The 12,821-nt window shown below is 66.0% G+C and carries 13 protein-coding genes; 5 read left to right on the plus strand and 8 right to left on the minus strand.

What is annotated here, in order from left to right; all coding sequences use genetic code 11:
* The first annotated feature begins 220 nt into the window (after positions 1 to 220).
* From fdhA to ACIGJD_RS04410, 5 genes are all read left to right on the plus strand, one after another.
* Entirely contained in the window at positions 221 to 1,432 is a 1,212-nt protein-coding gene (gene fdhA / locus ACIGJD_RS04390) for a formaldehyde dehydrogenase, glutathione-independent (RefSeq protein WP_142130916.1), read from the plus strand.
* 107 nt (positions 1,433 to 1,539) lie between these two features.
* The gene (locus ACIGJD_RS04395; protein WP_483688461.1) at positions 1,540 to 1,893 is read left to right on the plus strand and encodes a GNAT family N-acetyltransferase; all 354 of its coding nucleotides are present in this window, start codon (positions 1,540 to 1,542) and stop codon (positions 1,891 to 1,893) included.
* Between the two features lie 255 nt (positions 1,894 to 2,148).
* A complete protein-coding gene (locus ACIGJD_RS04400) occupies positions 2,149 to 3,099 on the plus strand; it encodes a serine hydrolase (RefSeq protein WP_483688462.1) in 951 nt (316 codons plus the stop codon).
* A gap of 68 nt (positions 3,100 to 3,167) precedes the next feature.
* On the plus strand, positions 3,168 to 4,529 hold the full coding sequence (locus ACIGJD_RS04405) for an MFS transporter (protein ID WP_483688463.1): 1,362 nt from the start codon (positions 3,168 to 3,170) through the stop codon (positions 4,527 to 4,529).
* 65 nt (positions 4,530 to 4,594) lie between these two features.
* Positions 4,595 to 5,338, plus strand: a complete 744-nt coding sequence (locus tag ACIGJD_RS04410; RefSeq protein ID WP_483688464.1) for a dienelactone hydrolase family protein — start codon at positions 4,595 to 4,597, stop codon at positions 5,336 to 5,338.
* A 16-nt stretch (positions 5,339 to 5,354) separates the two neighbouring features.
* Here the strand turns inward: ACIGJD_RS04410 and ACIGJD_RS04415 are convergent, their stop codons facing one another.
* From ACIGJD_RS04415 to ACIGJD_RS04450, 8 genes are all read right to left on the minus strand, one after another.
* Positions 5,355 to 5,795, minus strand: a complete 441-nt coding sequence (locus ACIGJD_RS04415; RefSeq protein WP_483688465.1) for a hypothetical protein — start codon at positions 5,793 to 5,795, stop codon at positions 5,355 to 5,357.
* A 218-nt stretch (positions 5,796 to 6,013) separates the two neighbouring features.
* Positions 6,014 to 7,309 (minus strand): hemolysin family protein, encoded by a 1,296-nt coding sequence (locus tag ACIGJD_RS04420; protein WP_483688466.1) that lies wholly within the window; start codon positions 7,307 to 7,309, stop codon positions 6,014 to 6,016.
* 66 nt (positions 7,310 to 7,375) lie between these two features.
* The gene (locus tag ACIGJD_RS04425; RefSeq protein ID WP_483688467.1) at positions 7,376 to 8,134 is read right to left on the minus strand and encodes an SDR family NAD(P)-dependent oxidoreductase; all 759 of its coding nucleotides are present in this window, start codon (positions 8,132 to 8,134) and stop codon (positions 7,376 to 7,378) included.
* A gap of 18 nt (positions 8,135 to 8,152) precedes the next feature.
* On the minus strand, positions 8,153 to 8,998 hold the full coding sequence (locus ACIGJD_RS04430) for a fumarylacetoacetate hydrolase family protein (protein ID WP_483688468.1): 846 nt from the start codon (positions 8,996 to 8,998) through the stop codon (positions 8,153 to 8,155).
* A 37-nt stretch (positions 8,999 to 9,035) separates the two neighbouring features.
* Positions 9,036 to 10,007: an aldo/keto reductase gene (locus ACIGJD_RS04435; protein ID WP_483688469.1), complete on the minus strand. Its 972-nt coding sequence runs from the start codon at positions 10,005 to 10,007 to the stop codon at positions 9,036 to 9,038.
* A gap of 1 nt (position 10,008) precedes the next feature.
* Positions 10,009 to 10,887: an amidohydrolase family protein gene (locus tag ACIGJD_RS04440; RefSeq protein WP_483688470.1), complete on the minus strand. Its 879-nt coding sequence runs from the start codon at positions 10,885 to 10,887 to the stop codon at positions 10,009 to 10,011.
* Positions 10,888 to 10,901: 14 nt separating this feature from the next.
* Entirely contained in the window at positions 10,902 to 11,330 is a 429-nt protein-coding gene (locus ACIGJD_RS04445; protein WP_286402237.1) for an RbsD/FucU domain-containing protein, read from the minus strand.
* Positions 11,327 to 12,712 carry an L-fuconate dehydratase gene (locus tag ACIGJD_RS04450; RefSeq protein WP_483688471.1) on the minus strand — a complete coding sequence of 462 codons (1,386 nt, stop codon included), beginning with the start codon at positions 12,710 to 12,712 and terminating at the stop codon, positions 11,327 to 11,329. Before ACIGJD_RS04450 ends, ACIGJD_RS04445 begins: the two co-directional genes overlap by 4 nt.
* Between the last annotated feature and the right edge of the window lie 109 nt (positions 12,713 to 12,821).

Raw genomic sequence — 12,821 nt, forward strand, 5'->3', positions numbered from 1 at the left:
ATAGGAACTTCCCCTGTGAATACTCCGGTAAACAAGGGGCTTCCTACCCCTAGACCGCTTGGGGGGCCGTGCCTAGACTGGGCGAATCCCCACCCGGGAACCGGTATCTGACCACGCCAAATATCAGGAAGCACCGACGGGCCAGGGCTGTTCCCCAAGGGATGTCCCACCTACCCAGATCATGGCCGTCCCACCGGACGCCTGGCTATAGGAGTGATAGATGACAGGGAACAAAGCCGTTGCCTACAAAGAAGCGGGCAAGGTTGAAGTAATCGACATTGACTACCCAACGTTCGAGCTCAAGGACGGGCCGGGGGTCAACCCCGCCAACGTGGGACGCCCGGTCAACCACGGGGTGATCCTGAAAACGGTGGCCACGAACATCTGCGGCTCGGACCAACATATGGTCCGCGGGCGCACCACCGCCCCGCCGGACCTGGTGCTGGGCCATGAAATCACTGGCGAAGTGGTGGAAGTGGGCCGGGACGTCGAGTTCATTAAGGTCGGCGACCTCTGTTCGGTTCCGTTCAACATCGCCTGCGGCCGCTGCCGGAACTGCAAGGAACGCAAGACCGGCATCTGCCTGAACGTGAACCCGGACCGCCCCGGCAGCGCCTACGGCTATGTAGACATGGGCGGCTGGGTGGGCGGCCAGGCCAACTATGTCCTGGTGCCGTACGCGGACTGGAACCTGCTGAAGTTCCCGGACAAGGACCGGGCCATGGAGAAGATCATGGACCTGGCCATGCTCTCGGACATCTTCCCCACGGGGTTCCACGGCGCCACCACGGCCGGCGTGGGTGTTGGTTCCACGGTGTACATCGCCGGGGCCGGTCCTGTGGGCCTCGCAGCGGCCACCAGCGCACACCTGCTGGGTGCCGCCGTCGTGATTGTCGGCGACATGAACGAGGGCCGGCTGGCGCAGGCGCGCAGCTTCGGCTGCGAGACCGTGGACCTCACCCAGGGCGAGCCGAAGGACCAGATCGAGCAGATCCTGGGCGTTCCCGAGGTCGACTGCGCCGTTGACGCGGTGGGCTTCGAAGCCCGAGGCCATGGCAAGGGCGCGCAGGAAGCACCCGCAACCGTGCTGAACACCCTGATGGACATCACGGCGGCGGGCGGCGCGCTGGGTATTCCCGGCCTGTACGTCACCGGCGATCCGGGCGGCATCGACGAGGCAGCCAAGAAGGGTTCCCTGAGCCTGAGCCTCGGCACCGGCTGGGCGAAGTCGCTGAGCTTCACCACGGGCCAGTGCCCGGTGATGAAGTACAACCGGCAGCTGATGATGGCCATCCTGAATGACAAGGTCAGCATCGCCAAGAACGTCAACGCCAAGGCCATCCCGCTGGAGGACGCACCGAAGGGCTACGCGGAGTTCGACGCCGGCGCGGCCACCAAGTACGTCCTCAATCCGAACGGCTACTTGAGCTGACCGGGCGGGTAATGCCGCCAAGGAACCGTCGCTTGCGGAAATAGGTGCTGCCCGTGCCGGGTTAGGCTTTGCACGGGCAGCACCACCCGCAAACAAAGGAGTTCCCCTTGAGTGACATCACCGTCCGCCACAACCCCGAGCGCGAGCGCTTCGAGCTCCTCGATGCCGGCAACGTCATCGGCAAGGCAGCGTACAAGGAGTACGACGACGGGGAGTCGCCGCAGCGCATTTTCTACCACACGGTGGTCAATGAGGAATACGGCGGGCAGGGTCTGGCCGGGCGGCTCGCCACCGCTGCCCTGGACAGCACCGTTGAAGCGGGCAGCGGCATAGTTCCCGTGTGCCCGTTCATCAAGAAGTTCCTGGCCAAGCACCCGGAATACCTGGGCAGCATGGTGGCAGTTACCCCGGCGCACCTGGAATTCCTGGAAACGGCACTCGCTGCCCGGACCCGCGGCTAAACAGTTTTCGACACGCACAAGGTGCCCGACGCCCAGATTCCGTGGCGCACCCAGAATTTGGTGCGCGCAGAGTAAATTGCGCGTCGATATTTATTCAACGCGTCGAGAATGATTCCTTGCGCCGCAGGGTGGCGCGGAACACCTGCAGGCCTTCAGGAAGCTCCCAACCTCCAGTGATTTAATCGGCAACGTCAGCGCGGCTCATGGCCGCGCTGACGTTGTTTGTGTTTGCCGAGGCGGGACAGGAGCCCTTGTATGTCCGAGCACCACGTGGTGCCCACACCAGGCCGCGACGCTCCGCCGCCTACGCCGCGCAAGCCCAGCTCCGGTAAGCCCAGTTCCAGTAAAGCCCGGGGCAACCGACGGCTGCTGATCCTGGCGCTCATCGTGGTCGTGGTGATCGTCGGCACCATCACCCTGGCGGTGGTCCGGTCGGAACCGCGGTCGGGTGCAGTTGTCCCCACCCCGCCCGCCGTGCCCGCGGCGCCGGTGGCGGCAGCCCCGCCGTCGTTGCAGGACAACGTGGAGAACATCCTGAGCGAAGCTGACCAATACCGGATCGGGCTGGCGCTCGCCGACGTCTCGGGGGGTGCAGAACGGACTTTTGGGGACCAGGACACCTTCACGGCAGCCAGCACGGCGAAAATCCTGACTGCCGCCGCCTACTACCACCTGGTGGAGGAGGGGCAGGCCAGCCTGGACGCGCCCATGGGCGACTACGACGCCGCCTTCCAGCTCAAGGCCATGGTCAATGACAGCAACAACGATTCCTGGCTGCTGTTGATGAACGCCGTGGGCTACCCACAGCTGATCGCCTACGCGGGCTCCATCGGTGTGACTTACGACCCCGAACAAAATCTCCTGACCGCCGCGGACATGGCGCTGATCCTGAAGAAGCTGTACGCGGGGGAGCTCCTAAACAAGGAGAACACGGACCAGCTTCTCAGCTACATGCAGGACACCAACGATGAAGACCTCATTCCCGCCGGCTCACGGGCGGGAGTGGACGTCCACCACAAGTACGGGGAGGTGTCCGGCGAACTCCATGACGCCGCCCTGCTCACCTACGGCGGGTCCACGTTTGCACTGGTGATCTACACGGAGAACCCGGACGGCGTGGCCGACGACGGCCAGGCGGAGGTCATCCGCGACCTGACCCGGGCCGTGGAGGACGCGCTGTTCCCGGTGGCCTTGGCCGGCAAGTAGCGAACGCCACACCGCGCCGGAAGCCCGCCGAATCGTCGCGGGCGGCCGCTGTGGGCCAGACTGTTACCGTGAGCAACAAACCCCGGACTGCCTTGGCCGTCTCCGGCCTCAGCCTGGGTACGGCACTCAACCCGCTTAATTCGTCCATGATCGCTGTCGCCCTGGTGGTGCTGCGCGCGGACTTCGGGCTCGACGTCGCTGCCGTTACCTGGGTTGTTACCTCCTTCTACCTGGCCTCCGCCGCCGGGCAGCCGGTCATGGGCAGGCTGGCCGACCGGTTCGGCCCGCGCCGGATGTTCATGCTGGGCATGGCGCTGGTGGCCATCACGTGTGCCCTGGCCCCACTGGCCCCGAACTTCGCGCTGCTCTGCGTGGCTCGGGCGGTTATGGCGCTGGGCACCGCCACGGCCTACCCCAGTGCCGTGGTGATGGTGGGGGCGCTGGCCCATCAGGCGAAGGTTGACACCGCCCGTCCGCTGGGCCGGCTGCAAATGGCCAACACTTCCGCAGCCGCGGTGGGCCCGGTCGTCGGCGGACTGCTGGTGGGCTTCGTGGGCTGGCAGTCGCTGTTCCTCATCAACGTTCCGCTGGCACTGGCAGCGCTGCTGATCGTGCGGAAGGCCGCGCCGCCGGACAAGGTCCGGGAGCACGGCAGTGTGGCAGAGCTGGTGCGGGACTCCGACGTCCCCGGCATCGCTGGGTTCATCGGCGCCTTGCTGCTGGTCATGATGGCCGCACTGAACGTTGCGCCGGACTACCGCTGGTTGATGCTGGCCGCCGGAACCGTCCTCGCGGCACTGTTTGCCTGGCGGGAGCTGCGCTTCGCCAAGCCGTTCCTGGACCTGCGGCTGTTGGGCCGGAACCGGCCGCTGATGCTGGTGTACCTGGCCTTCGCCGTGTTCAGCAGCGTCTACTACTTCGTCTTCTTCGGCCTGCCGCAGCTGCTGCAGGAAGCGGGCGGCTACGATCCCGGCGTGGTGGGTTTGCTGATGCTGCCCCTGGCGGGCATGTCCGTGGTCGCCACCCCGTGGGCCGTCTCCGCGATGGGAAGGTTCGGCGTGCGGCGCGTGCTGCTTGCCGGCGTCGTGCTTTTGACCGTGGTGGCGGCACTCATGTGGCTGCTGACCGGCACGCTGGCCATCCCGTTCGTGGTGGTCCTGACCGCGCTGATGGGCGTCCCGTACGGCACTGTGAGCATCGCCTCCAACCAGGGCATGTTCGTGTCCACCCGCCCCCAGGACCGTGGCGTGGCGGCAGGTATCTACCAGACCTGCCGCTACGTCGGCGCGATTACCGCCACCGTGATGATTGGGGTGTTCGCGGCCGGCGGGGTGCACCAGGAGAGCTGGATGCGGATGGTGCTGGCCATGCTGGTGCTCTGCGCCGTGACGTTCGGGATTTCCGTGTTCTGGCGGCAGCAGAAGGCGTAGCCGCACGCATCAGGTAGGGGCCGGAGCCCCTAGGAAGGCCCGGGGGAGCATGCCATGCTGGCCGCATGGGAAACATGATGACTCTCGGCAACGCCAAGACATCCGTCCAGGCCTACGTCAGTGAACCAGCCGGAACTCCCAAAGGCGGACTGGTGGTGGTCCACGAAGTGTGGGGGCTGGTGCCCCACACCAGGGACGTGGCGGACCGTTTTGCCGCGGAAGGCTACCTGGCAGTCGCCCCGGACCTGCTGTCCGGAGCCGGCGGCGTGCCGGATCTCAGCGGGGAACTGCAGGAGGCGGCGTTCGACCCCCAACAGCGCAGCAACGCCCAGCCGCGCCTGCGCAAGCACATGGCACCCATCCGTTCCCCGGAGTACGCCAAGCACGCGGTTGCTGCGCTGCACGTGTGTTTCGACCATTTGGAGGGCGTGGCTGGACTGACCGGCCGGGTGGCCGCCACGGGCTTCTGCCTGGGCGGGACTTACACTTTCTCGCTGGCCGTTTCCGAACCCCGGCTGCGCGCCGCCGTCGCCTTCTACGGGCACGCCGAGTTCAAGGACGCAGAGCTGCGCGCCATCAGCTGCCCGGTCCTTGCCTTTTACGGGGATCAGGACGCAGCGCTCATGGACGAGCTGCCAGGGCTGAAATCAGGCATGCGCGCAGCCGGGGTGGACTTTGAGGCGGTGGTGTATCCGGGCGCTGGCCACGCCTTCTTCAACGACACCAACACGTACACCTACAACCCCGAAGCAGCCGCCGACTCCTGGACCCGCACGCTCGCTTTCCTGGAGCGAAGCCTGGAGGCCTAGTAGCGGCGGCACCCACTCACGGGCAGTAGTGCGCCTCACGGTCGTACTGGACCTTGGTGCCCGTCTGGTGGGAGTCCTCCCGTTCCCAGCACTGGCGGGTGGCGTCCGTGGTTTGCTCCCGGTAATGCTGGCCCACCTCGATGAGTTGGCCGTCGCGGACGAGCATGTGGGAGTGCGTCTGGGTCTGGATGGTGTTTAAGGCAGTTCCGCCGTCTGTCACGGTCAAGGTGTCCCTGTAGTTACTGGAGGACGAGGTGGACTGGACGCCGCTGGGTGTCGAAACCTGGTGGTTGACCGCCGTGCCCGTGCGGCAGTCCTGGTAGCTGCCGTAAACCGTGCATTCGTTGAACTTGGTGACGTCTGCGCCGTTGCTGCTGGCGGCCTGTGCGGGGGCTGCGAGGGCCGCAGCGCCAAGGGCCAGGGCGGCGCCGATGAGGGTGGGGCGTTTCGTGAACATGGCAATGTGTCCTGCCGGGGTAAGGGAGCACGTGCCCTGTGCCCCAATGGTGCAGCGGAAACAGCCCCCAGCCGCTCCTGGCCCCAACGGCCAGCCGCACCTTAACTGTGGCGGCCGCCCGCCCCTGACCGTAGGGCCGTTGGTCCCGTGGCGGGCCCGCGGCTGCTTCGCGACCCGTTGGCGAAAGGTGCGTCCCGCCGTCGTGCCTTTCCTGCCGGTCAGCCGCTCTGGTCTGTGAGCGGGGTGACCCGGATGCGCGCGATCCGCAGCCGGTCCATGCTGAGGACGGTGAGGACGTAGCCGGGGATCGGGACCCTGTCGCCCGTGACGGGCAGGCGGCCCAGGCGCTCCATCATGAACCCGGCCACTGTTTCGTAGTGGCCCTCCGGCAGGGCGATCCCGGACGCCGCCGTGAACTCCTGGAGGATAAGGCCCCCGTCCACGTCGATGGCGCCGTTGGCCATGGTGACGCGGTCCTCGTGCTCGGCGCCGGTGTCGTACTCGTCGTAAATTTCGCCCACGAGTTCCTCCACGAGGTCTTCGAGCGTGACCACGCCATCCGTGCCGCCGTACTCGTCCACCACCAGCACAATGTGCTGATTGGTCCTGCGCATCCGGGACAGCGACGGCAGCACCCGGTTGGTCCCCGGCATGGCAAGGATCTTTCGGGCGATGTCGCGCACCGGCGCCTGGTCCTGCACCTCACCGCCCGGCATCAGGTCGCGGATGTGCACGAAGCCCAGTACGTCGTCGGGACTCCTGCCGATGACCGGAAACCGGGAATAGGGACCGTCGCGGACCATGGTGCGGGCGTCGGCGATGGTCATGGCGCCGTCGATGAAGATGACCTCCGTGCGGGGGCGCATCACCTCCTGCAGGGTCCGGTCTCCGGCACCGAACACGTCAGCCAGGATGTGCCGGCTACTTTCTTCGAGCATCTCGTTCCCGGCCACCATGTCCCACAATTCCTCCGAGGTGATTGCGGGGCGCTTGGCACGCGGGTCACCGCCGAAGAGCCGGACCGCGGCGTCGGTGGAGACGGACAGGAGCCAGATGGCAGGCCGCATGATCCTCGAAAAACTGATGAGCGGCGGGGCCAGGACCCTGGTGAAGGCGACGGGGCTTTGCAGCGCCAGCCTCTTGGGCGCCAGTTCGCCCAGCACCAGGGACAGATAGGCCACCAGCAGGGTCATGCCAATAAAGGAGACCGGCCCGGCCGCCGCACCCAGCCCCACGGCTTCCAGGAGAGGCACGACGTCGGGCGCGATCGCCGAGGCGCCATAGGCCGCCGAGAAGAACCCAGCCAGCGTCACCCCGATCTGGACCGTGGAGAGGAACCGATTGGGGTTGCGCGCCAGCGCTGCCGTTCGAGCCCCTGACTCACCGGACTTCTCGATGCGGCGCACCTGGCTTTCGCGCAGGGACACCAGTGCCATCTCCGCCGCGGCGAACACCCCGCCCAGCAACACGAATCCAAGAACCAACGCGATATTGAGGAAAGCGCCGCTGTCCATGACACGACCTTACCGAGCTACGGGCCCGGTGGCGCGTGCCTGTTGCCCTGCTCAGAAGCGGCTGCGTCAGGAAGCGGCAGGGCGGGGCCGGAGCCGAAGTGCCTGCATGCCGCCGTCCACTGCCAAGTCCACTCCGGTGGTGGACCCGGAGAGCGGGCTGGCAAGGTAAGCGACGGCGGCTGCGACTTCCTCGGGCGAGACTAGCCGGCCGTGCGGCTGGCGCGCCTCCAGCGCCGCCCGTTCCGCGGCAGGATCCTGTGCGCTGGCCAGCAGGCGGCCGATCCAGGGAGTGTCGGCGGTTCCCGGGTTCACGCAGTTGACCCTGATGCCTTCCTGGAGGTGGTCGGCGGCCATGGCCAGGGTGAGCGACAGCACTGCGCCCTTGGTTGCGCTGTACAGGGCGCGCTGGGGGAGCCCGGCGGTGGCTGCAACAGAGCACGTATTGACGATCGCCGCGTGGCTGGACCGGCGCAGGTGCGGCAGGGCAGCCCGTGACACCCGGACCATGCCCAGCACGTTGACGTCGAACACGCGGTGCCACTCGTCGTCGTCATTTGCTTCAATGGTGCCCTGTGCACCCACACCGGCGTTGTTGACCACCACGTCGATCCCGCCCAGCTGTTCCGCAGCCTCTTCAACGGCCCGGCGGACGGATGCGTCATCGGAGACGTCACAGTGGACGGCCTTCACTCCCGCCGGCGCTTGGTCGGGGTTGAGGTCCAACACGGCGACATCGGCCCCGCGTTCCTGCAGCAGCTTCACTGTCGCAGCCCCAATTCCCGAGGCTCCGCCGGTAACGATTGCCTTGATTCCCGCAAACTCCATTGTTTGGTCCTTTCGTAATCAGCCCTGGAAGAATTCCTGGCGCTGGCGGCCCAATCCCGCCACTTCAAGTTCGACGACGTCCCCCGCCTTCAGGTATGGGAAACGCCCGGACAGGGCCACCCCCTCCGGGGTGCCGGTGCAGACCAGGTCTCCCGGCTCAAGGACCAGGAACTGGCTGAGGTCATAGATCACCTGCTCCACGCCGAAGATCAGGTCGCGGGTGGAGGAGTCCTGGCGGATTTCGCCGTTCACCCAGCTGCGCAGCCGCAGGTCGCGGGCGTCCACTTCATCCGGGGTCACCAGGTACGGGCCCGTGGGGCAAAAGCCGGCGCAGCTCTTTCCCTTGGACCATTGGCCACCGGATACCTCCAACTGAAAGGTTCGCTCGGACAGGTCATTGACGGTGACGAAGCCGGCGATGTAATCGCGGGCTTGTGCCGGAGAGTCCAGGTAGGAGGCGCGCCGGCCGATGACCACGCCGAGTTCCACTTCCCAGTCGGTCTTGGTGGAACCGCGTGGGATGGCCACCGGATCGAACGGCCCGGCCACCGTGTTGGGAGCCTTATGGAAAATGATGGGGACCGAAGGCGGTGCGGAGCCGGATTCCACTGCGTGGGCTGCGTAGTTCATACCCACGCAGATCACCGAGGACGGCCTGGCGATCGGAGCACCGATCCGGGCCCCGTCAACGGCGAGTTCGGCCAGTTCGCCGGCGGCCAGTGCCGCTGCAGCACGAGCCGGCCCGTTCGTTTCCCAGAAGTCGGCATCGATGTCCCGCGTCACCTGCTCCAGGGAGTAGTACTTTTTGTCGTGGAGCAGGGCGGGGATTTCCTTGCCGGTGGCACCTATGCGCGCAAATTGCATTCGTTTCTTCTTTTCTCGGTAGTACCCGGTTGTGCTTTCAGCCGATCAGTCCGCGCTCCCGCAGGTCAGCCCACAACCCGGCCGGGACGCTTTGGGCGGCCAGGTCCAGGTTTTGCTTCACCTGCGCCGGCGTGCGCATGCCAAGGACAACGCTTGTCACGGCGGGGTGCTGGTAGGGGTAGTGGAGGGCGGCCGCCGGGAGGGTGGTCCCGTGCGATTCGCAGATGTCAGCCAGCAGGTTGGCCCTGTCCAGCAGTTCCTGCGGGGCAGGTGCGTAGTTGTAGGTGGCGTTGGCGGCGGGGCGTTCCTTGGACAGGAGCCCTGAATTGAAGACGCCCACGTTCACGACGCCAACGCCGCGTTCCAGGCAGGCCGGAAGCAGGTCCCGGGCTGCGCCTTGCTCCAGCAGTGTGTACCTTCCGGCGAGCATGACCACGTCGATGTCCGTCTCGGTGACGAAGCGGTGGAGCATTTCCGACTGGTTCATTCCTGCACCCCAGGCGCGGATCACCCCTTCGTCGCGCAGCGCGGACAGTGCCGGAGCCGCGCCTTCAACGGCCTCCGCCCAGTAGTCATCGGGGTCATGGATGTAAACGATGTCGATTCGGTCGGTCCCCAGCCGCTGCAGGCTCTCCTCGACGGAACGCAGCACCCCGTCGCGTGAGTAGTCGCGGACCCGGTGCACAGTGTCAGGGACGTCGAAGCCTTCCGTGTCCTTGCCTTCGGGCGACGGGTTGGGCCGCAGCAGCCGCCCAATCTTGGTGCTGAGCACGTAGCTGTCGCGGTCCTTCCCTGCCAGCGCGGCACCCATGCGGTGTTCGGAGAGTCCCAGCCCGTAGTGCGGCGCGGTGTCAAAATACCGCACGCCGCCCTCCCAGGCCGCGGTGACGGCGTCGACCGCTTCCTGCTCGGGCACCTCCCGATAGAGATTGCCGATGGGTGCCCCGCCGAAGCCGAGCACTGGCAGTTGGACGTCAGTACCAGGAATGGTGCGGGTTTCTGCTTGCATGTCAGTCCTTCTCCTCATGTGGGCTTGCCTGTTCTGCTGCCGCTTCCAGCCGGTAGACGCGGGCTGCGGTTTCCTGCGCCACGTTGCGGCGTTCGCCCTCCGACGCGCCTGCCATCGCCTGTTCCACTGTGGTGATCCAGTCAAGATAAGCATCGGGGCGTGTCAGGGAGACGGGGAAGTCGCTGCCCACCATGCAGCGGTCCGCCCCGAAGAGATCCAGTGTGTCCCGGATGAACGGCAGTGCCTGGGGCGACATGGCCCGGTCCGGGTCAGCTTCCGCGCCCGCGCCGGAAATTTTGACGACGACGTTGCCGCACCGGGCCAGTTCCTGCATCCCGCTGCGCCACGCGGAGAGCTGCCCACTGGCGATGGGCGGCTTGCCCATGTGGTCCAGCACGATCGCGAGCCCGGGCACGCGGCGGGCAAACTCCGCGAGGGGTGCCAGCTGGCGGCTACGGATACACGCGTCGAAAACCAGCCCGGCGCTGGCCACCTGCTGGGCTCCCGCCAGGGTGTCCGTGTGCAGCATGAAGGATTCGTCCCGGTCCTGGAACAGCTGGCGCACCCCGCGGACCAGGGGCCGTTCCAGCAGCTGGTCCAGGTCCTGCTCGACGGCGTCGCCCTTGCTGATAGGCGCAAACGCCACGATCCCGGCGAGCTGGGGCCAGACCGTCCGGAGGCCTGACACCCAGTCCACTTCTTTGAGTGCCTGGTCATCACGGCAGTTGGCCTGCACGAAAACGGCGGCACGCGTGTTTTCCGGGGTGTGGGGGAGGTCCCTTGGCAGGAACGGACGGTTCAAGCCGGAAGTGTCGGCCAGCCATGCGTAGTCCAGCACGTCCGGATCCCAGACGTGGACATGGGAGTCAACCACCTGCATTGAAGGCGCCTCCATCAGGCCGTTACGTCGGGCCGCACACCGATGGTGAGCAGCAGGTTGGCGTAGTGCCTTGTATCGCCGCTGGCAATGACGACGGCGACATTGGGCGAGCGGGCGGCGTCATAGAACTCGAAGCGCTGATGGGACGTGATTGGAACCTCCGTGCCCAATGTCCGTTCGTAGCCTTTGACGGCTTCCGTCCAGTTTCCGTCCGGCGGGGTCATCACCGCTGCCGCCTCCAAAGGGACTGCCTCGACCAGGACTTCGAGGATCTGGTCAATTGTCAGCAGGCCGGGCCGGAGGTTCAGGGCAATGCGACGGGCGGATGCGGGTGCTCCGGTGTTGTGCGGATAGTTGGCGTCAGCAACAAGGATCTGTGTGCCGTGGCCGGACTCGGCGAGCGCGGCCAGCAGCCCCGGGTGGGTCAGGGTGTAGTTGATCATGCCTGTGCCTCGATCCGTGCGCTCGCGAAGGCAACCCGGCCGGCTTGGTTGCCCGCCCGCCAGGCCTGTTCCGCCTGGCCGGTGTCAGTTCCTGCCCAGTAGGTGCCATAGGGAAAGGCGTATTCCTGCAGCGTTTGTTCCTTGAGTTCCGCGGAATATCCAGGAGTCGCGGGCATGACGTAGGCACCGTCCTTGACGATGCAGGGATCTACGAAATGCTCGTGCAGGTGGTCGACGAACTCGGTCACCCGCCCGGTAAGGTCTCCTGAAACTGCGATGAAGTCGAAGATTGAAAGGTGCTGGACCAGCTCGCACAGGCCCACACCGCCGGCATGCGGGCACACCGGAATGCCGAACTTGGCGGCCATCAGCTGGACGGCGAGTACTTCATTCACGCTGGCGAGCCGGCAGGCATCCAGCTGGCAGTAGTCGATGGCGCCGGCCTGGAAGAGCTGCTTGAAGAGCACGCGGTTCATGCCGTGTTCGCCCGTGGCCACTCCGATGGGCTGTACTGCCCTGCGGATCTCGGCATGGCCCAGGACATCGTCGGGGCTGGTTGGCTCCTCAATCCACATGGGGTTGAATTCGGACAGTTGCTTGACCCAGTCGATGGCCTGCGGAACATCCCACACCTGGTTCGCGTCGATCATCAGGTTGCCGTCAGGACCGATGACCTCGCGTGCAATCGCGAGGCGGCGGATGTCCTCCTCCAGGGATGCGCCTACTTTGAGCTTGATGTGACGGTAGCCCTGGTCCACAGCCTCCTGGCACAGCCGCCGGAGCTTCTCGTCGGAGTAGCCCAGCCAGCCGGCCGACGTGGTGTAGCAGGGGTACCCGTTTTCACTCAGTTGCCGGATGCGCTGGTCCCTGGTGGGCGCAAGGCGGGTCAACAGGCCCAACGCTTCTTCACGGGTGAGGGCGTCCGATAGGTAGCTCAGGTCCGTCGCGTCAACAATCTGTTCGGGGGTCATATCGGCCAGCAACTGCCACAGGGGTTTCCCCGCCTGCCGTGCCGCGAGGTCCCAGACCGCGTTCATCACCGCCCCGAGGGCCAGGTGCTCCACGCCCTTGTCAGGTCCCAGCCAGCGCAGCTGGGAGTCCCGCTTCAAGCTACGGTAAGTTCCCCCCAGGTCGCCGCAGATCGCCCCGGCGTCCTGCCCGATGAGGGGCCGGGCGCGCAGTTCGATGGCGGCCGCGCAGATGTCGTTGCCGCGGCCGATGGTGAAGGTGAAGCCGCAGCCGTACAGTGCGGGGTCGTCTGTCCTCAGCACGATGTAGGCGGCGGAATAGTCGGCATCATGGTTCATGGCATCCGAGCCGTCCGCCGACAGCGACGTGGGAAACCGTACGTCAAACACATCGAATCCGGTGATCTTTGGCAAGCGATTCCCTCCGGTCCAGAAAGTCCAGGTGACTTCCCCGCGATCACCTTTACATCTGATGAATTTTGGTCTTTTCCGTGACACTATAGGACTCAGCCCGGTTTTCCAA

It is taken from the genome of Arthrobacter sp. E1SS-5 (assembly GCF_057073715.1).